The 25,469-nt window shown below is 66.5% G+C and carries 22 protein-coding genes and 3 rRNA genes; 15 read left to right on the top strand and 10 right to left on the bottom strand.

Annotated features, from left to right (window positions below; genetic code table 11):
• Positions 1 to 9 precede the first annotated feature (9 nt).
• Genes atpD through G6N60_RS20070 form a run of 3 tightly spaced genes read left to right on the top strand, consistent with a single transcriptional unit; the run spans position 10 to position 2,266 of the window.
• Positions 10 to 1,443 carry a F0F1 ATP synthase subunit beta gene (gene atpD / locus G6N60_RS20080; protein ID WP_163740551.1) on the top strand — a complete coding sequence of 478 codons (1,434 nt, stop codon included), beginning with the start codon at positions 10 to 12 and terminating at the stop codon, positions 1,441 to 1,443.
• A gap of 3 nt (positions 1,444 to 1,446) precedes the next feature.
• Complete coding sequence (locus G6N60_RS20075) at positions 1,447 to 1,812, top strand: F0F1 ATP synthase subunit epsilon (protein ID WP_163740549.1); 366 nt, start codon at positions 1,447 to 1,449, stop codon at positions 1,810 to 1,812.
• Positions 1,813 to 1,819: 7 nt separating this feature from the next.
• Complete coding sequence (locus G6N60_RS20070; RefSeq protein ID WP_163740548.1) at positions 1,820 to 2,266, top strand: DUF2550 domain-containing protein; 447 nt, start codon at positions 1,820 to 1,822, stop codon at positions 2,264 to 2,266.
• On the opposite strand, the gene G6N60_RS20065 is transcribed toward G6N60_RS20070, so the two are convergent.
• Entirely contained in the window at positions 2,263 to 2,838 is a 576-nt protein-coding gene (locus tag G6N60_RS20065) for a cob(I)yrinic acid a,c-diamide adenosyltransferase (protein WP_163740545.1), read from the bottom strand. The two genes, G6N60_RS20070 and G6N60_RS20065, sit on opposite strands and share 4 nt — an antisense overlap.
• A gap of 70 nt (positions 2,839 to 2,908) precedes the next feature.
• On the opposite strand from G6N60_RS20065, the gene murA reads away from it, so the two are divergent.
• The 4 genes from murA (at position 2,909) to rrf (ending at position 9,913) form a co-directional block, all read left to right on the top strand.
• Positions 2,909 to 4,162 carry a UDP-N-acetylglucosamine 1-carboxyvinyltransferase gene (gene murA / locus G6N60_RS20060; RefSeq protein WP_163740542.1) on the top strand — a complete coding sequence of 418 codons (1,254 nt, stop codon included), beginning with the start codon at positions 2,909 to 2,911 and terminating at the stop codon, positions 4,160 to 4,162.
• Between the two features lie 347 nt (positions 4,163 to 4,509).
• Positions 4,510 to 6,028: ribosomal RNA gene (locus tag G6N60_RS20055) — 16S ribosomal RNA — on the top strand.
• A gap of 487 nt (positions 6,029 to 6,515) precedes the next feature.
• Positions 6,516 to 9,646 (top strand): 23S ribosomal RNA (locus G6N60_RS20050).
• A gap of 154 nt (positions 9,647 to 9,800) precedes the next feature.
• A 5S ribosomal RNA gene (rrf, locus tag G6N60_RS20045) occupies positions 9,801 to 9,913 on the top strand.
• The 16S, 23S and 5S rRNA genes sit together here, the layout of an rRNA operon.
• A 79-nt stretch (positions 9,914 to 9,992) precedes the next feature.
• On the opposite strand, the gene G6N60_RS20040 is transcribed toward rrf, so the two are convergent.
• From G6N60_RS20040 to G6N60_RS20015, 6 genes are all read right to left on the bottom strand, one after another.
• Positions 9,993 to 10,496, bottom strand: a complete 504-nt coding sequence (locus tag G6N60_RS20040) for a methylated-DNA--[protein]-cysteine S-methyltransferase (protein WP_163740540.1) — start codon at positions 10,494 to 10,496, stop codon at positions 9,993 to 9,995.
• Entirely contained in the window at positions 10,496 to 11,995 is a 1,500-nt protein-coding gene (locus G6N60_RS20035) for a DNA-3-methyladenine glycosylase 2 family protein (RefSeq protein WP_163740538.1), read from the bottom strand. The genes G6N60_RS20040 and G6N60_RS20035 overlap by 1 nt, the downstream gene beginning before the upstream one ends.
• An 87-nt stretch (positions 11,996 to 12,082) precedes the next feature.
• A complete protein-coding gene (locus G6N60_RS20030) occupies positions 12,083 to 12,685 on the bottom strand; it encodes a sarcosine oxidase subunit gamma (protein WP_163740536.1) in 603 nt (200 codons plus the stop codon).
• On the bottom strand, positions 12,678 to 15,521 hold the full coding sequence (locus G6N60_RS20025) for a glycine cleavage T C-terminal barrel domain-containing protein (protein ID WP_163740534.1): 2,844 nt from the start codon (positions 15,519 to 15,521) through the stop codon (positions 12,678 to 12,680). Before G6N60_RS20025 ends, G6N60_RS20030 begins: the two co-directional genes overlap by 8 nt.
• Complete coding sequence (locus G6N60_RS20020; RefSeq protein WP_163740532.1) at positions 15,518 to 15,790, bottom strand: sarcosine oxidase subunit delta; 273 nt, start codon at positions 15,788 to 15,790, stop codon at positions 15,518 to 15,520. Before G6N60_RS20020 ends, G6N60_RS20025 begins: the two co-directional genes overlap by 4 nt.
• 23 nt (positions 15,791 to 15,813) lie before the next feature.
• Positions 15,814 to 17,052: a sarcosine oxidase subunit beta family protein gene (locus tag G6N60_RS20015; protein WP_163740530.1), complete on the bottom strand. Its 1,239-nt coding sequence runs from the start codon at positions 17,050 to 17,052 to the stop codon at positions 15,814 to 15,816.
• A gap of 98 nt (positions 17,053 to 17,150) precedes the next feature.
• Between G6N60_RS20015 and G6N60_RS20010 the strand changes: the two genes are divergently transcribed.
• The 3 genes from G6N60_RS20010 (at position 17,151) to G6N60_RS20000 (ending at position 19,371) form a co-directional block, all read left to right on the top strand.
• On the top strand, positions 17,151 to 17,822 hold the full coding sequence (locus tag G6N60_RS20010; protein ID WP_163740528.1) for a GntR family transcriptional regulator: 672 nt from the start codon (positions 17,151 to 17,153) through the stop codon (positions 17,820 to 17,822).
• Between the two features lie 421 nt (positions 17,823 to 18,243).
• Positions 18,244 to 18,552, top strand: coding sequence for a hypothetical protein (locus tag G6N60_RS20005; RefSeq protein ID WP_163740525.1), 309 nt, complete (start codon positions 18,244 to 18,246; stop codon positions 18,550 to 18,552).
• A gap of 72 nt (positions 18,553 to 18,624) precedes the next feature.
• Complete coding sequence (locus G6N60_RS20000; RefSeq protein WP_163740523.1) at positions 18,625 to 19,371, top strand: hypothetical protein; 747 nt, start codon at positions 18,625 to 18,627, stop codon at positions 19,369 to 19,371.
• Here G6N60_RS20000 and G6N60_RS19995 read toward each other — a convergent pair.
• Both G6N60_RS19995 and G6N60_RS19990 read right to left on the bottom strand, forming a co-directional pair.
• The gene (locus G6N60_RS19995) at positions 19,358 to 19,678 is read right to left on the bottom strand and encodes a hypothetical protein (RefSeq protein WP_163740521.1); all 321 of its coding nucleotides are present in this window, start codon (positions 19,676 to 19,678) and stop codon (positions 19,358 to 19,360) included. The genes G6N60_RS20000 and G6N60_RS19995 overlap by 14 nt on opposite strands.
• A gap of 38 nt (positions 19,679 to 19,716) precedes the next feature.
• The gene (locus tag G6N60_RS19990) at positions 19,717 to 21,321 is read right to left on the bottom strand and encodes an adenylate/guanylate cyclase domain-containing protein (protein ID WP_163740518.1); all 1,605 of its coding nucleotides are present in this window, start codon (positions 21,319 to 21,321) and stop codon (positions 19,717 to 19,719) included.
• A 47-nt stretch (positions 21,322 to 21,368) separates the two neighbouring features.
• Between G6N60_RS19990 and nucS the strand changes: the two genes are divergently transcribed.
• Both nucS and G6N60_RS19980 read left to right on the top strand, forming a co-directional pair.
• Entirely contained in the window at positions 21,369 to 22,040 is a 672-nt protein-coding gene (gene nucS, locus G6N60_RS19985; protein ID WP_163740516.1) for an endonuclease NucS, read from the top strand.
• Positions 22,041 to 22,056: 16 nt separating this feature from the next.
• Positions 22,057 to 22,347: an Rv1322 family protein gene (locus tag G6N60_RS19980; protein ID WP_163740513.1), complete on the top strand. Its 291-nt coding sequence runs from the start codon at positions 22,057 to 22,059 to the stop codon at positions 22,345 to 22,347.
• A 1-nt stretch (position 22,348) separates the two neighbouring features.
• Here the strand turns inward: G6N60_RS19980 and mce are convergent, their stop codons facing one another.
• Positions 22,349 to 22,822: a methylmalonyl-CoA epimerase gene (gene mce / locus G6N60_RS19975; protein WP_163740512.1), complete on the bottom strand. Its 474-nt coding sequence runs from the start codon at positions 22,820 to 22,822 to the stop codon at positions 22,349 to 22,351.
• Between the two features lie 84 nt (positions 22,823 to 22,906).
• On the opposite strand from mce, the gene G6N60_RS19970 reads away from it, so the two are divergent.
• From G6N60_RS19970 to G6N60_RS19960, 3 genes are all read left to right on the top strand, one after another.
• The gene (locus G6N60_RS19970) at positions 22,907 to 24,088 is read left to right on the top strand and encodes an acetyl-CoA C-acetyltransferase (protein WP_163740509.1); all 1,182 of its coding nucleotides are present in this window, start codon (positions 22,907 to 22,909) and stop codon (positions 24,086 to 24,088) included.
• Between the two features lie 68 nt (positions 24,089 to 24,156).
• The gene (locus tag G6N60_RS19965) at positions 24,157 to 24,528 is read left to right on the top strand and encodes a DUF3817 domain-containing protein (RefSeq protein ID WP_179969807.1); all 372 of its coding nucleotides are present in this window, start codon (positions 24,157 to 24,159) and stop codon (positions 24,526 to 24,528) included.
• A 13-nt stretch (positions 24,529 to 24,541) separates the two neighbouring features.
• Positions 24,542 to 25,432 (top strand): tetratricopeptide repeat protein, encoded by an 891-nt coding sequence (locus G6N60_RS19960; RefSeq protein ID WP_163740505.1) that lies wholly within the window; start codon positions 24,542 to 24,544, stop codon positions 25,430 to 25,432.
• Positions 25,433 to 25,469 lie beyond the last annotated feature (37 nt).

The following is a 25,469-nucleotide window of genomic DNA, read 5'->3' as shown; positions in this document are numbered from 1 at the left end:
GAAGAGACAATGACTGCTACCGCAGACCATTCCAAGACCGCGGGTCGCGTGGTCCGAATCACCGGCCCCGTCGTCGACATCGAGTTCCCGCGCGGTTCCGTGCCGGAGCTGTTCAACGCCCTGCATGCCGAGATCGGCTATGAGCAGATGGCCAAGACGCTCACCCTCGAGGTCGCCCAGCACCTCGGCGACAACCTGGTGCGCACCATCTCCATGCAGCCGACCGACGGCCTCGTCCGCGGCGTGGAGGTCATCGACACCGGGGCGTCGATCTCGGTGCCCGTCGGCGACGGCGTCAAGGGCCACGTGTTCAACGCCCTCGGCGACTGCCTCGACGATCCCGGCTACGGCAAGGACTTCGACCACTGGTCGATCCACCGCAAGCCGCCGCCCTTCGACGAGCTCGAGCCGAAGACCGAGATGCTCGAGACCGGTCTCAAGGTCGTCGACCTGCTGACCCCTTACGTCCGCGGTGGCAAGATCGCCCTGTTCGGCGGCGCCGGCGTCGGCAAGACCGTGCTCATCCAGGAGATGATCAACCGCATCGCCCGTAACTTCGGTGGCACCTCGGTGTTCGCCGGCGTGGGTGAGCGCACCCGTGAGGGCAACGACCTCTGGGTCGAGCTCGCCGACGCCGACGTGCTGAAGGACACCGCCCTCGTGTTCGGTCAGATGGACGAGCCGCCGGGCACCCGCATGCGCGTCGCGCTCTCGGCGCTGACCATGGCGGAGTACTTCCGCGACGAGCAGAACCAGGACGTGTTGTTGTTCATCGACAACATCTTCCGGTTCACGCAGGCCGGCTCCGAGGTCTCCACGCTGCTCGGCCGCATGCCGTCCGCGGTGGGTTACCAGCCCACGCTCGCCGACGAGATGGGTGAACTGCAGGAGCGCATCACCTCGACCCGCGGTCACTCGATCACCTCGATGCAGGCCGTGTACGTCCCCGCCGACGACTACACCGACCCGGCGCCCGCGACGACGTTCGCCCACCTCGACGCGACGACGGAGCTGTCACGCGCGGTGTTCTCGAAGGGCATCTTCCCGGCGGTGGACCCGCTGGCGTCGAGCTCGACGATCCTGGACCCGTCGGTGGTCGGCGACGAGCACTACCGCGTGGCGCAGGAAGTCATCCGAATCCTGCAGCGCTACAAGGACCTTCAGGACATCATCGCGATCCTCGGTGTCGACGAGCTGTCCGAGGAGGACAAGCAGCTGGTCAACCGGGCCCGTCGCATCGAGCGCTTCCTGAGCCAGAACATGATGGCGGCCGAGCAGTTCACCGGTCAGCCGGGCTCGACGGTGCCGCTGAAGGAGACCATCGAGGCCTTCGACAAGCTGAGCAAGGGCGACTTCGACCACCTGCCCGAGCAGGCGTTCTTCCTCATCGGCGGCCTGGACGATCTGGCCAAGAAGGCCGAGACCTTCGGCGCGAAGCTGTGACCCGTGGCTGAGATGCACGTCGAGATCGTCGCGGTCGAACGCGAATTGTGGTCGGGTGACGCGACATTCGTGTTCACCCGCACCACGGCTGGCGAGATCGGCATCCTGCCGCGGCACATCCCGCTGGTCGCCCAACTGGTCGACGACGCCATGGTGCGCGTCGAGCGCGAGGGCGAGGACGATCTGCGCATCGCCGTCGACGGGGGATTCCTGTCCGTCACCGACGAGGCGGTACGCATCCTCGTCGAGAACGCCGAGCTCGAGTCGGAGATCAACGCCGACGAGGCCAAGCAGGATTCCGAGTCCGACGACGAGCGCACGGCAGCGTGGGGCAGGGCGCGACTGCGCGCCCTAGGCGAACTCGACTGAGCCGGCCATGAGCGCGTCCATGATGATCATGGTCGCGCTGGTCGGCGTGCTGCTGGCGGTCGTCGGTGCGCTGACCTACCGGTTGTGGAAGTTGCGGCAGGTGGGCGGTTCCGCCGCCATCCTGCGGGACGCCCCCGCGGTCGGCGGTCACGGATGGCGCCACGGCGTGGTGCGCTACCGCGGCGGCGAGGCCGGGTTCTATCGGCTGTCGAGTCTGCGGTGGTGGCCAGACCGCCGGCTGTCGCGGCGGGGCATCGAAGTGGTGTCGCGCCGCTCGCCCCGCGGCGACGAGTTCGACATCATGAGCGCCGAGATCGTGGTCCTGGAGTTGCGCGACACCGATCCGGACAGTCGCCGGGGCTACGAGATCGCCCTCGACCGCGCGGCACTGACGGCGTTCACGTCGTGGCTGGAATCGCGCCCGTCACCACGCGCCCGCCGGCGGCCGACCTAGCGGGTCGACCCGCCCGGTTGCCACAGCACGTCGCCCTCGGGGTTCGCGACGCGGGACAGGATGAACAGCAGGTCCGACAGCCGGTTGAGGTATTTCGCCGGCAGCACGCTGACCGAATCGCCGTGGTGGTCGACCGCGCGCCAGGCCGAGCGCTCCGCGCGCCGGGCCACGGTCCGCGCGACGTGCAGCAGCGCGGACAGCGGCGTGCCCCCGGGAAGGATGAACGACGTCAGCGCGGGCAGCGGTTCGTTGAACTCGTCGCACCACGACTCGAGCCGGTCGATGTACTCCTGGGTGATCCGCAGCGGAGGGAATTCGGGGTTCTCGACGACCGGCGTCGACAGGTCGGCGCCCGCGTCGAAGAGGTCGTTCTGGATCTGGCGCAGCACCCGGAGGAGCTTCTCGTCGGGGTTGCCCGTGGCGACGGCGACGCCGATCGCGGCGTTGGCCTCGTCGCAGTCGGCGTATGCCTCCAGACGGGGATCGTTCTTGGACACCCTGCTGAAATCGCTCAGGCCGGTGGACCCGTCGTCGCCGGTTCGGGTGTAGATGCGGGTCAGGTGGACGGCCATGGCTCGACGGTACCCGGGGCAGTGTGCGCGAAACAGACCCTGAGCGCGTGCGCTGTTTACACTGAGCCGCGTGAGTGAGCGATTCGTGGTGACCGGCGGTACTCGGTTAGCTGGCGAAGTCGCAGTCGGCGGCGCGAAGAACAGCGTGCTCAAGCTGATGGCCGCAGCGCTGCTGGCCGAGGGTACGAGCACCATCACGAACTGCCCTGACATCCTCGACGTCCCGCTGATGGCGGAGGTGTTGCGCGGTCTCGGCGCGACGGTCGAACTCGACGGCGACGTCGTGCGCATCACCTCACCCGACGAGCTCAAGTACGACGCGGACTTCGCCGCCGTGCGCCAGTTCAGGGCGTCGGTGTGCGTCCTCGGCCCGCTCGTCGGCCGATGTAAGAAGGCGAAGGTGGCGCTGCCGGGAGGGGACGCCATCGGCTCGCGGCCGTTGGACATGCATCAGGCCGGCCTGCGCCAGCTGGGTGCGCGCTGCAACATCGAGCACGGCTGCGTGGTCGCGGAGGCCGACCACCTGCGCGGCGCGGAGATCCAGCTGGAGTTCCCCTCCGTCGGCGCGACCGAGAACATCCTCATGGCGGCGGTGCTGGCGGAGGGCGTCACGACCATTCACAACGCGGCGCGGGAGCCCGACGTCGTCGACCTGTGCGAGATGCTCAACCAGATGGGCGCGCAGGTCTCCGGCGGCGGGTCCTCGACCATGACCATCACCGGCGTCGACCGCCTGTACCCGACCGAGCACCGCGTCATCGGCGATCGCATCGTCGCCGCGACGTGGGGGATCGCCGCCGCCATGACGCGCGGTGACATCTCGGTCACCGGGGTCGATCCGCAGCACCTGCAGTTGGTCCTGCACAAGCTGCACGACGCGGGGGCCACGGTCACCCAGCACGACAATGGCTTTCGCATCGTCCAGTACGACCGGCCCAGGGCCGTCAACATGGCGACGCTGCCCTTCCCCGGATTCCCGACGGATCTACAGCCGATGGCGATCGGCCTCGCGTCGATCGCCGACGGCACATCGATGATCACCGAGAACGTCTTCGAGGCGCGGTTCCGGTTCGTCGAGGAGATGATCCGGCTCGGCGCCGACGCGCGGACCGATGGTCACCACGCCGTCGTCAGGGGGATACCGCAGCTGTCGAGCGCACCGGTGTGGGCGTCCGACATCCGCGCCGGCGCCGGTCTGGTCCTGGCCGGGCTCGTCGCCGACGGCGACACCGAGGTGCACGACGTGTTCCACATCGACCGCGGGTATCCGCTGTTCGTCGAGAACCTGGTGAGCCTCGGGGCCGAAATCGAGCGCGTCACATAGCTTTTCGGCCAAAATGCGCCCCTGGCGTGCGGTTTTGGAGTATGCGCAATCGTCGGCTAGGGTTTACCCAGTGCCTACGGCCCCGGTCCTAGACCGGCTGGACGAGGATTGACGAAGTCCCCGCTACGACGTACAGTGGCAGGGTTGCCTGAAATCCGGGTGTGTTGTTTGAGAACTCAATAGTGTGTTTGGTGGTTTTTGTTTGTTGTTTGGCCATCCTCGTGGGGGACTCCCCGTCTTCCTGTGTGGGGGTGGTTTGTTTTATCTTGCCGGTTTTAGGACTGGTTGCTTGGTCAGGTTTCTCTGATTGCGATTTCCACCTGTGCCTTTTGGGTGTGGGTTGTTTTTGTTTGGAGAGTTTGATTCTGGCTCAGGACGAACGCTGGCGGCGTGCTTAACACATGCAAGTCGAACGGAAAGGCCCTTCGGGGTACTCGAGTGGCGAACGGGTGAGTAACACGTGGGTGATCTGCCCTGCACTTTGGGATAAGCCTGGGAAACTGGGTCTAATACCGAATACACCCTGCTGGTCGCATGGCCTGGTGGGGGAAAGCTTTTGCGGTGTGGGATGGGCCCGCGGCCTATCAGCTTGTTGGTGGGGTGATGGCCTACCAAGGCGACGACGGGTAGCCGGCCTGAGAGGGTGTCCGGCCACACTGGGACTGAGATACGGCCCAGACTCCTACGGGAGGCAGCAGTGGGGAATATTGCACAATGGGCGCAAGCCTGATGCAGCGACGCCGCGTGAGGGACGACGGCCTTCGGGTTGTAAACCTCTTTCAGCACAGACGAAGCGCAAGTGACGGTATGTGCAGAAGAAGCACCGGCCAACTACGTGCCAGCAGCCGCGGTAATACGTAGGTGCGAGCGTTGTCCGGAATTACTGGGCGTAAAGAGCTCGTAGGTGGTTTGTCGCGTTGTTCGTGAAAACTCACAGCTCAACTGTGGGCGTGCGGGCGATACGGGCAGACTGGAGTACTGCAGGGGAGACTGGAATTCCTGGTGTAGCGGTGGAATGCGCAGATATCAGGAGGAACACCGGTGGCGAAGGCGGGTCTCTGGGCAGTAACTGACGCTGAGGAGCGAAAGCGTGGGGAGCGAACAGGATTAGATACCCTGGTAGTCCACGCCGTAAACGGTGGGTACTAGGTGTGGGTTTCCTTCCTTGGGATCCGTGCCGTAGCTAACGCATTAAGTACCCCGCCTGGGGAGTACGGCCGCAAGGCTAAAACTCAAAGAAATTGACGGGGGCCCGCACAAGCGGCGGAGCATGTGGATTAATTCGATGCAACGCGAAGAACCTTACCTGGGTTTGACATGCACAGGACGCTGGTAGAGATATCAGTTCCCTTGTGGCCTGTGTGCAGGTGGTGCATGGCTGTCGTCAGCTCGTCGTGAGATGTTGGGTTAAGTCCCGCAACGAGCGCAACCCTTGTCTCATGTTGCCAGCACGTCATGGTGGGGACTCGTGAGAGACTGCCGGGGTCAACTCGGAGGAAGGTGGGGATGACGTCAAGTCATCATGCCCCTTATGTCCAGGGCTTCACACATGCTACAATGGCCGGTACAAAGGGCTGCGATGCCGTGAGGTGGAGCGAATCCTTTCAAAGCCGGTCTCAGTTCGGATCGGGGTCTGCAACTCGACCCCGTGAAGTCGGAGTCGCTAGTAATCGCAGATCAGCAACGCTGCGGTGAATACGTTCCCGGGCCTTGTACACACCGCCCGTCACGTCATGAAAGTCGGTAACACCCGAAGCCGGTGGCCTAACCCCTCGTGGGAGGGAGCCGTCGAAGGTGGGATCGGCGATTGGGACGAAGTCGTAACAAGGTAGCCGTACCGGAAGGTGCGGCTGGATCACCTCCTTTCTAAGGAGCACCACGAGACCTGGTCCCGCCCACAACCGTGTGGGGTTCGGTGTGCCAGGCGATTCGTTGGATGGGCCGTGACCTGTAGTGGGTGCGGTTCGGGTGCATAAGTAATTCAAGGCGATGAACTCAAAACGCCGGCGCTCGTCCCTCGTTGATGCGGGGGGTGGGGGTTGGTGGGTCACCAGGCACACTGTTGGGCTTTGAGACAACAGGCCCGTGGTTCCCTGGCCACTGCGTGTGGTGGGAGGCGTGTTGTTGCCCCAGGTTTTGGTGGTGGGGTGTGGTGTTTGATTCGTGGATAGTGGTTGCGAGCATCGATTCGCAGCAGTCGTGTGGACTCGTCGGGTCACCGCGTGTCGTCCCTCTTCGGGGTGGCGGTGGTGGTTCGTGTCGGGTTCGCGTCGGTCTGGTGTGGGTCGTTGTGGTGTAATTTCTTCGATTGTGTTGTGCATGCGCGTGTGAGCACGCGTGTGTGGTTTTTGTGTTGTAAGTGTTTAAGGGCGCATGGTGGATGCCTTGGCATCAGAGGCCGATGAAGGACGTAGGAGGCTGCGATAAGCCTCGGGGAGCTGTCAACCGAGCGTTGATCCGAGGATGTCCGAATGGGGAAACCCAGCACGAGTGATGTCGTGTTACCCGTATCTGAATGCATAGGGTGCGGGAGGTAACGCGGGGAAGTGAAACATCTCAGTACCCGTAGGAAGAGAAAACAATTGTGATTCCGTGAGTAGTGGCGAGCGAAAGCGGAGGATGGCTAAACCGCAGGCATGTGATACCGGGTAGGGGTTGTGTGTGGGGTTGTGGGACCCATTTGTCAGGGCTACTCCCTGGAGGGCAGTGAGAAAGTGTCGTGGTTAGCGGAAGTGGCTTGGGATGGCCTGCCGTAGACGGTGAGAGCCCGGTACGTGAAAACCCGACGCCTGCCTTGGATGGTGTTCCCGAGTAGCAGCGGGCCCGTGAAATCTGCTGTGAATCTGCCGAGACCACTCGGTAAGCCTGAATACCTTCTGATGACCGATAGCGGATGAGTACCGTGAGGGAATGGTGAAAAGTACCCCGGGAGGGGAGTGAAATAGTACCTGAAACCGTGTGCCTACAAGCCGTCAGAGCCCTCCTTCGTGGTGGGGTGATGGCGTGCCTTTTGAAGAATGAGCCTGCGAGTCAGGGACATGTCGCGAGGTTAACCCGTGTGGGGTAGCCGCAGCGAAAGCGAGTCTGAATAGGGCGTATCCGCACAGGAGTGTGTGGTGTAGTGGTGTGTTCTGGACCCGAAGCGGAGTGATCTACCCATGGCCAGGGTGAAGCAGCAGTAAGATGTTGTGGAGGCCCGAACCCACTTAGGTTGAAGACTGAGGGGATGAGTTGTGGGTAGGGGTGAAAGGCCAATCAAACTCCGTGATAGCTGGTTCTCCCCGAAATGCATTTAGGTGCAGCGTTGCATGGTCCTTACTGGAGGTAGAGCTACTGGATGGCCGATGGGCCTCACAAGGTTACTGACGTCAGCCAAACTCCGAATGCCGGTAAGTCAACAGTGTGGCAGTGAGACGGCGGGGGATAAGCTCCGTGCGTCGAGAGGGAAACAGCCCAGATCGCCGACTAAGGCCCCTAAGCGTGTGCTAAGTGGAAAAGGATGTGCAGTCGCGAAGACAACCAGGAGGTTGGCTTAGAAGCAGCCACCCTTGAAAGAGTGCGTAATAGCTCACTGGTCAAGTGATTGTGCGCCGATAATGTAGCGGGGCTCAAGCACACCGCCGAAGTCGCGGCAACGAGCACACCTTCGGGTGTGACGTTGGGTAGGGGAGCGTCCTGCATCCGGTGAAGCCACCTAGTGATGGAGTGGTGGAGGGTGTGGGAGTGAGAATGCAGGCATGAGTAGCGATAAGGCAAGTGAGAACCTTGCCCGCCGAAAGACCAAGGGTTCCTGGGCCAGGCCAGTCCGCCCAGGGTGAGTCGGGACCTAAGGCGAGGCCGACAGGCGTAGTCGATGGACAACGGGTTGATATTCCCGTACCCGTGTGTGCGCGTCCGTGATGAATCCATTCTGCTAACCGTCCAAAAGGCGGGTCATCGATCCCTTCGGGGTGAGAGGCCGGCTGGCTGCACGGGACCCGGGTGGGTAGTAGTCAAGCGATGGGGTGACGCAGGAAGGTAGCCGTACCAGTCAGTGGTAATACTGGGGCAAGCCGGTAGGACGAACGATAGGCAAATCCGTCGTTCACATGAGTCCGAGAGGTGATGCATAGCCGAGTGAGGCGAATTCGGTGATCCTATGCTGCCAAGAAAAGCCTCTAGCGAGTTCGCACACGGCCCGTACCCCAAACCGACACAGGTGGTCAGGTAGAGAATACCAAGGCGTACGAGTGAACTATGGTTAAGGAACTCGGCAAAATACCCCCGTAACTTCGGGAGAAGGGGGACCCCTTACCGTCATCACCCTTGCGGTGGGCAGCGGTGGGGGGTCGCAGAAACCAGTGAGAAGCGACTGTTTACTAAAAACACAGGTCCGTGCGAAGTCGCAAGACGATGTATACGGACTGACGCCTGCCCGGTGCTGGAAGGTTAAGAGGACCGGTCAATCACGCAAGTGGTGAAGCCGAGAATTTAAGCCCCAGTAAACGGCGGTGGTAACTATAACCATCCTAAGGTAGCGAAATTCCTTGTCGGGTAAGTTCCGACCTGCACGAATGGCGTAACGACTTCTCAACTGTCTCAACCATAGACTCGGCGAAATTGCACTACGAGTAAAGATGCTCGTTACGCGCGGCAGGACGAAAAGACCCCGGGACCTTCACTACAACTTGGTATTGGAGTTCGTTACGGTTTGTGTAGGATAGGTGGGAGACTGTGAAACCGACACGCCAGTGTGGGTGGAGTCGTTGTTGAAATACCACTCTGATCGTATTGGGCTTCTAACCTCGAACCGTATATCCGGTTCAGGGACAGTGCCTGGTGGGTAGTTTAACTGGGGCGGTTGCCTCCAAAAGAGTAACGGAGGCGCCCAAAGGTTCCCTCAACCTGGACGGCAATCAGGTGTTGAGTGCAAGTGCACAAGGGAGCTTGACTGCGAGACGTACATGTCGAGCAGGGACGAAAGTCGGGACTAGTGATCCGGCACCCCCGAGTGGAAGGGGTGTCGCTCAACGGATAAAAGGTACCCCGGGGATAACAGGCTGATCTTCCCCAAGAGTCCATATCGACGGGATGGTTTGGCACCTCGATGTCGGCTCGTCGCATCCTGGGGCTGGAGCAGGTCCCAAGGGTTGGGCTGTTCGCCCATTAAAGCGGCACGCGAGCTGGGTTTAGAACGTCGTGAGACAGTTCGGTCTCTATCCGCCGCGCGCGTCAGAAACTTGAGGAAACCTGTCCCTAGTACGAGAGGACCGGGACGGACGAACCTCTGGTCTACCAGTTGTCCCACCAGGGGCACGGCTGGATAGCCACGTTCGGACAGGATAACCGCTGAAAGCATCTAAGCGGGAAACCCCTTCCAAGACCAGGTTTCTCACCCATCAAGTGGGATAAGGCCCCCCGCAGACCACGGGATCGATAGACCAGACCTGAAAGACCAGCAATGGTTGCAGGGAACTGGCACTAACCGGCCGAAAACTTACACACACACCACCGGCACACCCCCACCACAAGGCAGCCGGCACCAACACACCGTGTGTAAACACACCACAACGTCGCCTCGCAACCACGACACCACGAACCCAAACAGACCACACCCCACCACCAAAAACACCACCAGGGGCTTAAAAAAAAATAGAGTTACGGCGGCAACAGCGGCAGGGAAACGCCCGGACCCATCCCGAACCCGGAAGCTAAGCCTACCAGCGCCAATGATACTAACCACACGGTTGGAAAAGTAGGACACCGCCGAACACCCTTTGAAGTCCAAAGGCCCCCAATACAATTGGGGGCCTTTGGCATTTCCAGAGGTATTCATATTCCGCGCTAGCGGTCAGTCGAACAAGGTCGACACCGGGTTCGTCCGATTCTTCTCCATGTCCAGGAGTTGACGCTTCTTCGCCAGTCCGCCGCCATATCCGGTGAGGCTGCCGTTGGCTCCTATGACCCGATGGCACGGAACGATGATGCCAATGGGGTTGTGGCCGTTGGCCAATCCCACCGCGCGGGAGGCGCCGGGGGATCCGAGCTGGGCGGCGATGACGCCATAGGAACGGGTCTCGCCGTAGGGAATCGTCAGCAGCGCCGCCCACACCCGACGCTGAAAGTCCGTGCCAACCAGGTCGAGGTCGAGGTCGAACTCGGTGAGCTCGCCGGCGAAGTACGCCCGTAGCTGTGCGACGGCGTCGTCGAAGACGGAATCGTCGGCCTCCCACCCGTCACGGTTCGGTTCATACGTCTGGTCGACCATGCGCAGATGTTGCAGTCGACCGTCCGTGCCCGCCAGGGTCAGCGGCCCGACCGGGCTGTCCATCGTCCGGTATTGCAGCGTCGCCATCACGACTCCTTCCTGGTGGCCCGTGGCGGCCACTCGTTGACTTCGTGCTCCAAGGCGGTCCAAAGATGTTGCGTCGCATAGGCTCTCCACGGTCGCCAGGCTGCGCTGTGTGCCGTGAGCGCCTTGGGTTCGGCGGGCAGGCCGACGATCTTGGCCGCGGCCAGCACCCCGAGGTCGGTGACGGGGAAGGCATCCGGATCGCCGAGACCGCGCATGGCGATGACGTCGGTGGTCCACGGCCCGATGCCCGGCACGGCGAGCAGCTGAGCGCGCGCCCGATCCCAGTCGCAGCCCGGATCCAGGACGACGTCGCCCTCGGCCAGGGCGCGGACCAGCGCGACGAACGTGCGCTGCCGGGACTTGGGGAATGCGAGGTGGGCCGGATCAATGTCGGCGAGCTGCGCGACGCTGGGGAAGACCCGGCTCAGACCGCCGACGGGGTCGGTGAGAGGCGAGCCGTACGCCTCGGCGAGGCGCCCCGCGTGGGTCCGCACCGCCTTGACCGAGATCTGCTGTCCGATGACGACCCGCAGCGCGAGCTCCGACTCGTCAACCGTCCGCGGAATGCGTTGTCCCGGCGCCTTGTCGACCAACGCCTTGAGGTGCGGGTCCGCCCCGAGGTCGGCGACGACGGCTTCGGGATCGGCGTCCAGGTCGAGGAGCCGACGGCATCGGGAGATCGCCGTGGCGAGGTCGCGGAAGTCGTCGAGGATGAGGTCGCAGCGCACGTGGTCCGGCTGCGGTGTGAGGCTGACGATGCCGTGGCCCGACGCCAGCCGCAGCGTCCGACGGTAGGCGCCGTCGCGAAACTCCTCGACCCCGGGGACACCGCTGGCGGCCAGGTGTCCGAAGAGCCCCTCGTAGGCGAACGGAGCCCGGACGGGGAGCCGCAGCGTCACCGAGCCCGAACGTCCCGCCGGCCCCACGCCGTAACGGGCCCGAGCGCGTCGCCGCAGGTCCGTCGGCGTCATCGCGGTCACTGCCCTGACGGTGTCGTTGAACTGCCGGATGCTGGAGAACCCCGCGGCGAAGGCGACGTCTCCGAAGGGCAGATCGGTGGTCTCGATGAGCACGCGCGCGGTGTGCGAGCGCTGGGCGCGCGCGAGCGCCAGCGGGTTGGCACCCACCTCGGCCTGCATCAACCGTTCCAGCTGACGCGTCGTGTAGCCGAGGTGCGCGGCGAGCCCGGTGACGCCCTCGCGGTCGACCGTGCCGTCGGAGATCAGGCGCATGGCGCGGGCGACCACGTCGCTGCGGACGTTCCACTCCGGAGATCCGGGGGACGCGTCGGGCCGGCATCGCTTGCAGGCGCGGAAACCCTCCCGCTGGGCGGCCGCCGCGGTGGCGTAGAACCGGACGTTCTCGGCGAAGGGCGGGCGCACGGGACAGCTCGGCCGGCAATAGATGCCCGTGGTGAGCACGGCGGTCACGAACCAGCCGTCGAACCGGGCGTCCTTGGATTGGACGGCGCGGTAGCAGCGGTCGAAGTCTTCGTGCACACTCCGACGATTACACGACGGCACCGACATCACTGGCGGAAAACCGACACCTAAGTCTGGGCGCCGGCCACCGAACGCCCGGCACCGTCACCAAAGGCCCGGACTGGCCGCGAACTCGCCCGCCGCGTCGAGCAACCACGCGGCGAGATAGCGCGCGAACGACGACCTGACGAGGATGCGGTAGTCGGTCGCGTCGTCGCTCAGCGCGACGAGCACCACGGCGGCCTGGCCGAGGATGGTCTGCACCGCCTCGCCCGGACGAAACTCCCGCGGATGCAGGTCTATCGAGCACCCCTTGGCGAGGACGTCGCGGGCGTGGGTGCCTCGCAGCCGGATGGTGGTCCGCTGGGCCGAGACGTCGACCGCGGCGCCGCCGTGTGCGGACACCACCTCGCGCAGCCGGGTCTCCAGCTCCTCGGGTGTCTGGTCGCGCGCGAGGACCAGCCACTCCTGGGGACCCAACCAGATCACCTGCGCATCGACGCCGTCGACGAGGGTCGACGGCGGGCTCGGCAACGCGGGCACGCCGAGCACGGCGCCGGCCGCCGCACCACCTGGTCCGGACGGGTCGACCCACAGATCGACCATCGTCAGGAACGGTTCCTCGCAGGCGCGCGCCGATTCCGGCATCGCGGCGAACGCATCGCCGAAGCCCTGCAGCGGGCTGCATCGAATCAGGGCGTCAGCCATCGCGCCGGGCTCCTTCGGGATCGACGAGGACCGGGCCGGTGACCTCGACCGGCACCAGCGTTCCGTTCACCGGCACGCCCAGGGTGTCGCCGATCCGGGCGCGGCCGCCCTGCACCAGGGCCAGGGCGAACGGTCGACCCAGCTCGGCGCTGCGGTAGCTGGAGGTGACGTGCCCGAGCATGGGCACGGGAGGGGGCGGAACGACGCCGTCGGCGGTGGACTCGATGATCTGAGCGCCCTCCGGCAGCACCGTCTCGGCGTCGACGGGCAGCAGTCCGACGAACTGCTTGCGCAGCGGGTCGAGGTTCGCGCTCCTGGTGAACGACCGCTTGCCGATGAAGTCGGCCTTCTTCTTCGAGACGACCCAGTCCATCCCCAGGTCCTGCGGGGTCACCGTGCCGTCGGTGTCCTGCCCGATGATCGGGTAGCCCTTCTCGGCGCGCAGCACGTGCATCGTCTCGGTGCCGTACGGCGTGATGCCATACGGCTCGCCCGCGCCGATCAGCTTCTCCCACAGGGCCTTTGCGTACCAGCCCATGACGTTGACCTCGTAGGCGAGCTCGCCGGAAAAGCTGATCCGCCCGATGCGCACGTGCACGCCGTCCAGCGAGGTGTCGCGCCAGGCCATGAACGGGAACGCGTCGTTGGCGACGTCGAGGTCGCCGAACACTGCGCCGACGACGTCGCGCGACCTTGGGCCCACCACGGGGAAGGTGTGCCACTGTTCGGTCACCGAGGTGAGGCGGACCCGAAGATGCGGCCACTCGGTCTGCAGCCATTCCTCCATCCAGTCCAGGACGTGGGCGGCCCCGCCGGTCGTGGTGAAGACCTGAAACCGGTCGGACGCCAACCGCATGACGGTGCCGTCGTCGATCACCATGCCGTCGGCGCCGCACATCACGCCGTAGCGGATCATCCCGACCGCGAGCGAGCTCATGACGTTGGTGTAGAGCCGGTCCAGGAACTCGCCGGCATCGGGGCCCTGCACGTCGATCTTGCCGAGGGTCGACCCGTCGAGGATGCCGACCCCGCCGCGGACCGACGCGCATTCGCGTAACACGGCTTCTGCCATGGATTCACCGGTGCGCGGGTAGTACCGCGGCCGCTTCCACATGCCGACGTCCTCGAAGACCGCGCCGTGGTCCACGTGCCAGTCGTGCAGCGCGGTGACCCGCTCCGGGTCGTACATCGCGCCCCTGCTGCGGCCGGCGAGCGCGGCGAACGCCACGGGCGTGTACGGCGGCCGAAACGTCGTGACGCCCATGGCCTCCGGCCGCGTGCCGAGCAGTTCGGCGGTGATGCCGGACGCGACCACGCCGGAGGTCTTGCCCTGGTCGTGGGCGGTGCCGATGGTCGTGTAGCGCTTGATGTGCTCCATCGACCGCATGCCCGCACCCACCGCCCTGACGAGGTCGGCCACCGTGGCGTCGCGCTGCACGTCGACGAATTGCGTTGTCGCCGTTAGTGAGTCGGGGACGTACCACAGCACCGCGGGGACGCCGGGGGTGCGCACCGGGTCCCGCTCGCCGGCCAGTGGCGTGGCGGGAGCGGTGAAGCCCAGCTCCGTCATGGCCGACTGCGCGGCCTCGCGCCCGCTGCGCAGACAGCCCGGTAGCTCGAGGAGTCCCGTCGCCGCTCCGGCCACGCTCACCCCGTCGAGGGTCTCGCCCGGTAGGAACGCACCCAGGACGTCGTCGTAGCGCAGGCGGCCGCGCACCTGGCTGAACAGGTGCACCGCCGGGTTCCATCCGCCGCTGACGAGCAGCACGTCGCAGGCCACCGGGGCGTCGACGCCCGAGACGTCGGCGTGGGTGATCCGGGCATCGCCGCGGGTCCCGCGGACCACCGACCCCGGGTGCACCGTGATGCCGCGGGATCGGCAGCCGGCCAACAGGTCCGGGGACACGTCCGGCCGCGCGTCGACGAGGGCGCCGATCTGCACGCCCGCGTCGGCGAGGTCGAACGCGGCGAGGTAGGCGCTGTCGTTGGTCGTGAACACGACCGCTCGCTCGCCCACCCTGACGCCGTAGCGGTGCAGGAACGTCCGCGCGGCGTGGGCCAGCATGATGCCGGGCCGGTCGTTGTCGGCGAAGACGACGGGACGCTCGTGGGCCCCCGTGGCGACGATGACGTGGCGCGCCCGGATCCGCCACACCCGCTGACGGCTGACCGTCGCGGGGGCCAGTTCGCCGAGATGGTCGGTACGACGTTGCAGCGCGAGGACGAAGCCGTCGTCGTAGTGGCCGAAGGCCGTCGTGCGCTGCAGGTGCAGCACGTCGGGGAGGGCGTCGAGTTCGGCCACCGCGTCGGCGACCCACTCCAGCGCGGGGCTGCCGTCGAGGGAGTCGGTGCAGCCCAGGAGCGCCCCGCCGGCTTCGCTCTGCTCGTCGATCAGCACCACCCTGGCGCCGGACCGGGCCGCGGTCAGCGCGGCCGCGAGACCCGTCGGACCCGCGCCGACGACCAGCACGTCGGCATGCACGTGCGTCGCGTCGTACTGCGCAGTGTCGGCGATCTCTGCGAGTCGGCCCCGGCCGGGTATGCCGCGGGCGGCGAGGCCGTCGAACAGTTCGACCGTGGTGGCGAGCAGCATGGGTTCGGGGAACGGGTGCTCCAGCTGGACCAGCCCGCCGGTGTCCTCGGCCCAGGCGGCCGTGAACCCACGGGGCCTGCCGAGTGAGACGCTGGTACTCACCTGGTGCACACCGTGGGCCAGCAACGCCGAGGCGAGCGTGTCACCCGGGTGTCCGGTCAGCTCGCGATCGTTGAAGACGAACGTGTGGACGGTGTCGCGGTCGATGCGCCCGCCCGCGGGGGTGCGGAACGGGGCGGTCACGGGTTAGTCCCCTCGCCGGGTCGGGACACGCCCTGGAACCGATAGGTTGCGGTGTCGCGGACGGCCGTGAACCAGCGACGGCAGCCCGCGCCGTGGCACCAGCGCTCGGTGAAGAGCCCCTTCGGGTTGCTCCTGAAGAACACGTAGTGGGCCCACTGCTCGTCGGTGAGCGCCTGCGGATCCTCCGGGTAGGCGATGCCGGCCTGGCCGCCGTAGCGGAACTCGGTTTCCTCGCGCGGCCCGCACCACGGGCATTCGATGAGTTGCATGCGTTGCTCCTGAATGAGGGTGGTCAGTGCGCCACGCCGGCGGCGCCGTGCTCGTCGACCAGGGCTCCGGTGACGAAGCGGTCCAGGCCGAACGGTGCGACGAATTCGTGGGGCTCGTCATGGGCGATGGTGTCGGCCAGACACCAGCCGATGCCCGGGGTCGCCTTGAATCCGCCCGTACCCCAGCCCGCGTTGAGGTAGAGGTTCTCGTACGGCGTGCGACCGACGATGGGGGAGGCGTCGGGGCAGACGTCGACGATGCCCGCCCACGTGCGCAGCAGGTGCGCGCGGGCGAAGACCGGGAACAACTCCACCGCAGCGGCCATCTGACGTTCGATGACGTGGAACGCCCCGCGCTGGCCGTACCCGTTGTAGGAGTCCACGCCGGCGCCCATCACCAGCTCGCCCTTGTGCGCCTGGGAGACGTAGACGTGCACGGCGTTCGACATGACGATCGTCGGATGCACGGGCTCGAGTAGTTCGGAGACCAGCGCCTGCAGCGGGTGGCTCTGCAGCGGGGTGCGGATGCCGAGCATGTCGGTCAGCGTCGAGGTGTGTCCGGCCGCGCACAGGGCGACTCGGCCCGCGCCGACGTCGCCCTGCGTGGTCCGGACGCCGGTGACCCTGTCGCCGTCGGTGAGGAAGCCGGTGACCTCGCAGTTCTGGATGATGTCGATTCCGGCCTGGTCGGCCCGGCGCGCGAATCCCCAGGCGACGTAGTCGTGCTTGGCGATCCCGGCCCTGGGCTGATAGGTCGCGCCGAGGACGGGGTAGCGAATGTCGTTGGACACGTTGACGATTGGGCAGAGTTTCTTGACCTCGTCGGGATCGACCCAGTGGGCGTCGATGCCGTTGAGCTTGTTGGCCTCGACCCGGCGCACGCTGTCGCGCACGTCCTGCAGGGTGTGGGCGAGGTTCAGCACGCCGCACTGCTTGAACAGGATCGGATAGTCGAGGTCGTCCTCGAGACCCTCCCACAGCCGCAGGGCGTGCTCGTAGATGCGGGCGCTCTCGTCCCACAGGTAGTTCGACCGGATCAGGGTGGTGTTGCGGGCCATGTTGCCGCCGGCCAGCCAACCGCGCTCCAGCACCGCCACGTCGGTGATGCCGTGGTTCTTCGCCAGGTAGTGCGCGGTCGCGAGCCCGTGTCCACCGCCGCCGACGATGACGACGTCGTAGGACTTCTTCGGCTCCGGTGTGCGCCAGAGGAATTCGGGATGCTCGGGCAGCTGCGCCCCCGGGGGAGCGGTGTCGAGGGTCATGATGCCTTCCCAACGCTCGGCGCACGACTGATATATCAGTCGTGGATTAGGCTACGATTCATCGACGGTCTGGTCAACACGTGGGCGGGAGGTCGACGATGACCCTGATGGACTTCGCCGCCGACGGCATCGACGCCGGAATGGGGACCAACGCCCACCGGGCCTATGAGGTCCTGCGCGAGCGTCTGGTCATGCTCGACATCCGGCCGGGTGCGCCCATCAACGACGACGGGCTGGCGGCCGACCTCGGACTGGGCCGCACGCCGGTGCGGGAGGCGTTGAAGCGTCTGGAACAGGACCGCCTCGTCGTCGCCTATCCGCGCCGGGGCACGTTCGCCACCGCCGTCGACATGACCGATCTCACCGACATCTCCGAGATCCGCAGACAGCTCGAACCGACGGCCGCCGCCCGGGCCGCGCGCACCGCGTCGTCCGAGGCGCGGGCACGGCTTCGCGAACTCGCCGCGGGCATCGCCGAGATCGCCGACGACGACGATCCGCGCGAGGTCATGCGCCGCGACGTCGTCGTGCACCGCGAGATCTACCGTGCGTCGGGCAATCCCCACCTGGAGCGGATCCTGTGCGGTCTCGACAGCCACGCGACGAGGATCTGGTGCCTGTTCCTCGACCGGCTGCCCGGCATCGCCCGTCACGTCCGCGAGCACGTCGCGCTCCTGGAGGCGATCGTCGCCGGTGACGAGACCGCCGCGGCCGAGCTCACCCTTGCGCACGTCGTCGGCTTCGAGAACGCCATCCGGGCACTGCTGTAGGCGGGCCTAAAACGCCCGGATGGTGGATTTCATTCCCGATGGTGTGCAATTCTCGTATCGGGGATGTGCCGCTGCGAGGCAAGCGATTCCGTGACCGTTCCGAAGTTGGGGAATCGCTGTGGTTAACCCTCGCATTGTCTGGGGAAATCCCGGTTTCGACGGCTTTTACTGGCAGTCGACAGCGGTTCCCGAATGCGAATGTCGTTGTGCGACAAGGGAACCGACCGAACGACCGGGGTGGGTCCGCTGACAACTGACTTCGTGTATGCGTACATCCGGGCGGGAATGATTGACCCGCGGTTGTCGGTTGCATACAAAGAAGTGAAGGCCGACAACGTCTCCCGCCATGCCAGCATGCGTGCACGGCGGGCGCTGGTCGACGACCAAGACGTCCTTGGTCGGCCGCGGAGGAAGGACTGTCATGGATGCCACCCGTAAGAAGTCATTGGCCCTACTGTTCGGTCTGGCCGCGATCGCCGTTGCGGTTGCCCTGTGTCTCTGGCACTCCGGCGTGACCACCGGAAACCTCGCCGGGGGTTCCGGTGACTCGTCGGTGGCCACCTACACCCAGCCGCAGGTGCCCGCGATGTCGGTCAACCCGACGGGCATGAGCATGGGGAGCACGATCACCGAGTCTCCCGCCCCGACGGCGCTGGCCACCATGGAGGCCTCGCCGACCCTGAAGGCGACCCCGGCGCCGGGATGCGTCAACAACGGTCAGTGCCCCTGACCCCAGAGCACTATCCTTCACGACCGATGGCCCGCGCGATGATTCGCGCGGGCCATCGGTCATGATCGGGGCATGACCTCCGCCTCCACCGTGATCGAGGACGCCGACGTGGCCGACGTCCTCTCGCGCGCCGTCCATGTCATCAATCCCGTCGTCGACGTGCTAGCGCGCGCCGACCCATTCGGGCTGAAGGGCCGCACCCGAGACCTGCACTCCGCCAACGGCTCGCTGGGCAAGGCCCTCGACGCGGCGGCGTGGGTGCTCAACACCGCCGACGTGCCCGGCACGCAGGCCTGGGCCGAGAAGGACCTCGACGGGCGCATTCACTGGTGGGTGCGTCGCGTCGGCGCGCTGAACACCGTGCTGGTGGCCTCGCCCGGGGTGCTCGGCGCGGCGGCCGACCGGTTGCCCGTCCAGGACGTCCTCGGCTTCGCGAACCAGGCCATCGTGCTGTGCGCGGTGGCCAGGGAGTGCGGCGTCGTCGACTACCGACTGCAGGTCCGACTCCTTGGCGCGGTGCTGTGCGATCGCGATCTCGCCGCGAGCCTGGACGGCGCCGACCCAACGCCGAATCCCGTTGCCGGCGAAGCGGAGTCGCGCTCGTTCGGGAAGTCCCTCTGGCACCTGGTGGGTCTGCTGCGCGCCATCGGCGACGAGTTGGTGAAGCGGCCCCGACCGCGCCGGTTCTATCACTACCTCGGGATGCTGCCCGCCGTCGGCGCGGTCGCGGAATACTTCGGCGAGTACGGCGCCCTGGTGCGCGCGGCCAAGGAGGGGCGCGCCTGGATCGAGCGGCTACCTGCCGTCAGCCGTGGGTGAGCGGGCACGCGACGTTGAGGTTCACCGTCGGTGCCGGGTCGCCCGGCTTCTGCACCGACGTCACGGTGCACGACCGCAGCAGGGAGATGTCCCCGGCCGGTGAACCATTGACCTGGACGGCGTAACCCTCGCGCTGGAACTGGTCGATCACCGTGGTCGCCGACTGGCCGTCGATCGCGGGGTCGGCCGCGGCGGCGGGCGCCCACGTCAGCGCGGCGGCGCAGCAGACCATCGACAGGGTGGCAGGGAGACGTCGGGCGAACGACATGCGACTGGCCTCCGCGTCGGTGGGGTACGTGTCCTGCACAGGTGAGGGTAACGCCACCGACGCGCCGACCTCGGTTTCTAAGCGGGCACGGCGAGCCGTGTCGGTTCGTCGTATCCGCGCAGCGTGACCGTCTCACCGAGGGTCCACCGCGCCCCTTCCTCCTCGCCGGCCCGGTCCACCGTGACCGAGGACGCGACCAGATGACCGTCGACGTCCTTGGCCAGCTCGCACAGCCTGGCGGCTTCGTTGACCGGTTCGCCGATGACGGTGTACTCGAATCTGTCCTTGGCGCCGATGTTGCCGGCCACGACCTGACCGGACGCGACGCCGATCCCGGCCTGGCACTCGGGGACCTCGACGCACAATCGCCGCGCCATTCCCCGCGCGGCGGCCAACGCCTCCTCTTCGGCGTTCTCGAGTGACACCGGAGCGCCGAAGACGGCGAGCACCGCATCGCCCTCGAACTTGTTGACCAGCCCGCGATGCTGGTCCACCTCGTCCACGACGACCGCGAAGAAGCGGTTGAGCAGCTCGACGACCTCCACGGCGGGACGACTCGTCACCAGCTGGGTGGACCCGATGATGTCGACGAAGATGACGGCCGCCGAACGCTCCTCGCCGCCCAGCTTGGGCCGCTGCTTCTCCGCGAGCGCCGCCACCTCGCGGCCGACGTGCTGGCCGAACAGGTCGCGCACCCGTTCCCGCTCGCGCAGGCCGGCGACCATGGCGTTGAAACCCCGCTGCAGCTGGCCGAGTTCGGTGCCGTCGAACACCACGATGTTGGTGTCCAGATCGCCGCGCTCCACCCGGTTCAGCGCGGCGTACACCACGCGCACGGGAGTTGCGGTGAGCCAGGCCAGGATCCACATCAGGATGGCGCCGAAGGTCAGGGCGAAGAGCGCGAGAACGACGATGGCCCAGGCGAATTGAGTGGGGGTGAGGTTCTCCAGCGTGAGTGCGAAGATCGCCGCCAGCAGGATGCCCAGCACGGGCACGCCCGAGCCGAGCGCCCACACCAGCAGGGTGCGCCCCATCACCCCCGGTGCGAACCGGCGGGGCGGCGGACCGGCCTCCAGTGCCTGGGCGGCGACCGGGCGCAGCGCGAACTCGGTGAACAGATAGCAGCTGGCCGAGACCACGATCCCGGGAAAGCTGATGCCCAACAACCACTTCGGGATGAACTGGGTGTCGACGAGGGCGTAGCACGTCGTCAGCACGACCGTGCCGACGCCCCACAGGATCAGGAGCACACGGGTCAGACGCCACGGCGCGAAGAACGTGTTGTGCTGATCCTCCTTGGTGGGCGGGCGCTCCTCGATGGCCCAGCGCACGTTGTTCATCACGCGGCGGGTGGCCCAGAAGATGCCGACGACCAGTGCGCCGAAGATGTAGGCGGGAACGGCGATGAACGTGATCGGCCGCACCTGCGGTTCGAACACGTTGGGCGACGGAAACGCCACGGTGATGACGAGCGTGGCGACGCCGATCCCGATCAGGTTGGCGACCACCACGAACAGCGTGAGGATCACCTGGATGCGGACCCGGCGGCGGCGTTGGCTCTCAGAGACGCGACCCAGGATCCACGAGCCGTATTCGGGGGTCGCGCCCTCGCGACTGCTCTGGTTGGTCACGGCCTCCAGCACGCGGCCCAAACGCTGTGCGGTGCTCATCTTCTGCGTCATCGTGGCGTCAGCCTAGTGACCGGGGACCCGCCATCTATGGTGGTTCGGTGCGCCTCGTCATCGCCCAGTGCACCGTCGACTACGTCGGCCGCCTCACCGCCCATCTGCCCTCGGCCCGTCGGTTGCTGCTGATCAAGTCCGACGGGTCGGTCAGCGTGCACGCCGACGACCGTGCCTACAAGCCGCTGAACTGGATGAGCCCACCCTGCTGGCTGGTCGAGGAGACCGGCGGCGACCACCCCGTGTGGGTGGTGGAGAACAAGGCGGGCGAGCAGCTGCGCATCACCGTCGAGGACGTCGAGCACGACTCGAGCCACGAGCTCGGCATCGATCCCGGACTCGTCAAGGACGGGGTGGAGGCCCACCTGCAGGCGCTGCTCGCCGAACACGTCGAGCTGCTCGGCATCGGGTACACGCTCGTCCGGCGGGAGTACATGACCGCGATCGGCCCGGTCGACCTCATGTGCCGCGACGAACTCGGGCGCTCGGTGGCCGTGGAGATCAAGCGCCGCGGCGAGATCGACGGCGTCGAGCAGCTGACCCGCTACCTCGATCTGCTCAACCGCGACACCATGCTGGCGCCGGTGAGCGGGGTGTTCGCGGCCCAGCAGATCAAGCCGCAGGCGCGCACGCTGGCCATCGATCGCGGAATACGCTGCGTCACACTGGATTACGATCAGATGCGCGGGCTCGACAGCAATGAGTTCCGGCTGTTCTGACGGCTAGGATGGGGACATGGGCCGGCGCCGCAATCCTCCTCGCAGGCACCAGCCGCTGCCCCCGCTGACGGCGGTGCGCCGCGTCGAGATCGGACCCGACGGCTACGACTACGACGTCCGGCCGGTGCCGGCGGCCAGAGCGCTCAAGAACTACCGGTGCCCGGGGTGCGACCACGAGATCGGACCGGGGATCGCGCACGTGGTGGTGTGGCCCTCGGACGTGGGCGAGGCCGCCGTCGACGATCGCCGGCACTGGCACACGCCGTGTTGGAGCAACCGGCGCAGCCCGACGCGGAAGTGGTCCTAGCTCAGTGCTCGTCGGCGGCGGGCTCGACGAGTTCGACCAGCACGCCACCCGAGTCCTTGGGGTGGATGAAGTTGATCTTGGAGTTTGCCGTACCGCGGCGGGGGGCGTCGTAGATCAGCCGGACGCCGTCTTCGCGCAACCGCGCGGACAGGGCCTCCAGGTCACTGACCCGGTAGGCGAACTGCTGCAGGCCGGGCCCGCGCTTGTCGAGGAACGTGGCGATCGTCGACGAGTCGTCGATCGGGGCCATCAGCTGCACCTGCGTGCTGCCCTTCGGCGCGCCGCGGACCGCGAGCATCGCCTCGCGGATACCCTGGTCGTCGTTCACCTCTTCGTGCAGGACGATCATGCCGAGGTGGTCGTGATACCACTTGATCGCGACGTCGAGGTCGGGCACCGCGATGCCGACGTGGTCCACCGCCGTCACCAACGCGCTGGCAAGTGTGGGTCGCGTACCAACATGCTCGGTCGTCATTTAGTCACGGTAACCTTTACCCGAATGGTTTCGTAAGTGTGATGGGGCACACATCGCCCTGATCAACGCCTTTGGAGGTAGCTCATGACGACGTCGGTGATCGTTGCTGGAGCCCGTACGCCGGTCGGCAAGCTGATGGGGTCGCTCAAGGACTTCTCCGGCAGCGACCTGGGTGCCGTGGCCATCAGGGGCGCCCTGGACAAGGCCGGCGTCGACGCCTCGGCCGTGGAATACGTGATCATGGGCCAGGTGCTGACGGCCGGTGCCGGGCAGATGCCCGCCCGCCAGGCCGCGGTCGCCGCGGGCATCGGGTGGGACGTGCCGTCGCTGACGATCAACAAGATGTGCCTGTCGGGCATCGACGCCATCGCGCTGGCCGACCAGCTGATCCGCGCCGGTGAGTTCGACGTCGTCGTCGCCGGCGGCCAGGAGTCCATGACCAAGGCGCCGCACCTGCTGATGGACAGCCGGTCGGGGTACAAGTATGGCGACGTGACGGTGCTCGACCACATGGCGTACGACGGCCTGCACGACGTCTTCACCGACCAGCCGATGGGCGCCCTGACCGAGCAGCGCAACGACGTCGACCAGTTCACCCGCGCCCAGCAGGACGAGTACTCGGCCAGTTCGCACCAGCGCGCCGCTGCGGCGTGGAAGGACGGCGTCTACGCCGACGAGGTCGTGCCGGTGTCGATTCCCCAGCGCAAGGGTGACCCGATCGAGTTCACCGAGGACGAGGGCATCCGCGCCAACACCACGGCCGAGTCGCTGGCCGGTCTCAAGCCGGCGTTCCGCAAGGACGGCACCATCACCGCGGGGTCGGCGTCGCAGATCTCCGACGGCGCCTGCGCGGTCGTCGTCATGAACAAGGCCAAGGCCGAGGAGCTGGGCCTGACCTGGCTGTGCGAGATCGGCGCCCACGGCGTCGTCGCCGGTCCAGACTCCACGCTGCAGAGCCAGCCGGCCAACGCGATCAAGAAGGCGATCGCCAAGGAGGGCATCTCGCTCGATCAGCTCGACGTCGTCGAGATCAACGAGGCGTTCGCCGCCGTCGCGCTGGCCTCGACGCAGGAGCTGGGGCTGGACGCGGACAAGGTCAACGTCGACGGCGGCGCCATCGCCATCGGGCACCCGATCGGCATGTCCGGCGCGCGCATCACGCTGCACGCCGCGCTCGAGCTGGCCCGCCGGGGATCGGGTTACGCGGTGGCCGCGCTGTGTGGCGCCGGTGGTCAGGGCGACGCCCTGATCCTGCGCCGCCCCTGACGTCCCTGGCGCCCCGCACGCCTTGCAGCAACGACGCTGCGTAGTAGCTGACGCGGTGGTCGGGCATGATGGCGTCCATGACGAGCACCGTCGACACGCCCCGGGCCGCGGGTTGGTTCAAGGTCATTGCGTTCGCTGAAGCGGTGAGCTGGGTCGGTCTGCTGGTCGGCATGTACTTCAAGTACCTGGGCACTCCGCGTACGGAGATCGGCGTGAAGGTGTTCGGGATGATTCACGGGCTGGTCTTCATCGCGTTCGTGATCGCGGGCGTGCTGGTCGGGATGGCCGTCAGGTGGGCGGCGTCGTCCTGGTTGCTGGCGTTGCTGGGCAGCATCGTGCCGCTGGGCAGTGTGATCTTCATCATATGGGCGGAGCGCACGGGTCGGCTCGGTGATCGCGGCGCCGTCGCGACCGCCCCGCCGCGTGCCGAATCGACGTGACAAACTTGAGGGCGTGACACGTCCACGACCTTCCGTCGGCCCCGCGCTGGCCGGTGCGGTTGACCTCTCGGCGCTCAAGCAACCACCACCGTCTCGGGAGGGCGCCGGTGGCGGCGCCCCCGCCGGCATCGGGATCACCGAGGCCAACCTCGAAGCCGAGGTGCTCGCCCGGTCCAATCAGGTGCCCGTCGTGGTGCTCCTCTGGACACCCCGCAGCGACGCGAGCGTCCAACTGGGCGACGCGCTGGCCGCCCTGTCCGACGCCGACGGCGGCAGCTGGGCCCTGACGACGGTCAACGTCGACACCGCACCGCGCGTCGCGCAGGTCTTCGGCGTCCAGGCCGTGCCCACGGTGGTCGCCGTCGCCGCCGGACAACCGATCTCCAGCTTCGAGGGCGTGCAACCGCCCGAGCAGCTCCGCCGGTGGATCGACTCGCTCCTGAGCGCGACCGCGGGCAAGCTCGCCGGTGCCGAGACGCCGGGTGAGGAAACCGTCGACCCCGCCCTTGAGCGCGCCCGAAACCTTTGGGACGACGGCGAATTCGACGACGCTACCGCTGCGTACCAGGCGATCCTGGATGCCCAACCCGCACACGCCGAGGCCAAGGACGCGCTGCGCCAGATCGCGTTCCTCAAGCGCGCCACGTCGCGGCCCGAAGACGCGGTCGCGGCCGCCGCCGCCGCGCCGGACGACATCGAGAAGGCGTTCGCCGCCGCCGACGTCGAGGTCGCGCTCGATGCGGTCGACGACGCCTTCGCCCGCCTGATCGCCCTGGTGCGCCGCACCTCGGGCGACGACCGCGCGGCGGTCCGCACGCGTCTGGTAGAACTCTTCGAGCTGTTCCCGCAGGACGATCCCCGCGTCATCGCGGGCCGGCGCAACCTCGCCAACGCGCTCTACTGACTCGCGAACAGACGTAAAGGGCCCACAATCACGTCGA

This window comes from Mycolicibacterium madagascariense (genome assembly GCF_010729665.1).
Lineage (GTDB): Bacteria > Actinomycetota > Actinomycetes > Mycobacteriales > Mycobacteriaceae > Mycobacterium > Mycobacterium madagascariense.
Note: the sequence above shows the minus strand (reverse complement) of the source record. Positions and strands in the feature narration are given on the sequence as shown.

What these genes read in the sequence shown, in the direction of transcription:
- G6N60_RS20030 (WP_163740536.1), bottom strand. Translation starts at nt 12,685, where the DNA reads ATGGCTGACGCCCTGATTCGATGCAGCCCGCTGCAGGGCTTCGGCGAT.
- G6N60_RS19980 (WP_163740513.1), top strand. Translation starts at nt 22,057, where the DNA reads ATGGGCCGGCGCCGCAATCCTCCTCGCAGGCACCAGCCGCTGCCCCCG.
- G6N60_RS20000 (WP_163740523.1), top strand. Translation starts at nt 18,625, where the DNA reads ATGACCTCCGCCTCCACCGTGATCGAGGACGCCGACGTGGCCGACGTC.
- G6N60_RS19970 (WP_163740509.1), top strand. Translation starts at nt 22,907, where the DNA reads ATGACGACGTCGGTGATCGTTGCTGGAGCCCGTACGCCGGTCGGCAAG.
- G6N60_RS19990 (WP_163740518.1), bottom strand. Translation starts at nt 21,321, where the DNA reads ATGACGCAGAAGATGAGCACCGCACAGCGTTTGGGCCGCGTGCTGGAG.
- mce (WP_163740512.1), bottom strand. Translation starts at nt 22,822, where the DNA reads ATGACGACCGAGCATGTTGGTACGCGACCCACACTTGCCAGCGCGTTG.
- G6N60_RS20005 (WP_163740525.1), top strand. Translation starts at nt 18,244, where the DNA reads ATGGATGCCACCCGTAAGAAGTCATTGGCCCTACTGTTCGGTCTGGCC.
- G6N60_RS20015 (WP_163740530.1), bottom strand. Translation starts at nt 17,052, where the DNA reads ATGACCCTCGACACCGCTCCCCCGGGGGCGCAGCTGCCCGAGCATCCC.
- G6N60_RS20010 (WP_163740528.1), top strand. Translation starts at nt 17,151, where the DNA reads ATGACCCTGATGGACTTCGCCGCCGACGGCATCGACGCCGGAATGGGG.
- G6N60_RS19965 (WP_179969807.1), top strand. Translation starts at nt 24,157, where the DNA reads ATGGCGTCCATGACGAGCACCGTCGACACGCCCCGGGCCGCGGGTTGG.
- G6N60_RS20065 (WP_163740545.1), bottom strand. Translation starts at nt 2,838, where the DNA reads ATGGCCGTCCACCTGACCCGCATCTACACCCGAACCGGCGACGACGGG.
- G6N60_RS20020 (WP_163740532.1), bottom strand. Translation starts at nt 15,790, where the DNA reads ATGCAACTCATCGAATGCCCGTGGTGCGGGCCGCGCGAGGAAACCGAG.
- atpD (WP_163740551.1), top strand. Translation starts at nt 10, where the DNA reads ATGACTGCTACCGCAGACCATTCCAAGACCGCGGGTCGCGTGGTCCGA.
- G6N60_RS20070 (WP_163740548.1), top strand. Translation starts at nt 1,820, where the DNA reads ATGAGCGCGTCCATGATGATCATGGTCGCGCTGGTCGGCGTGCTGCTG.
- G6N60_RS20040 (WP_163740540.1), bottom strand. Translation starts at nt 10,496, where the DNA reads ATGGCGACGCTGCAATACCGGACGATGGACAGCCCGGTCGGGCCGCTG.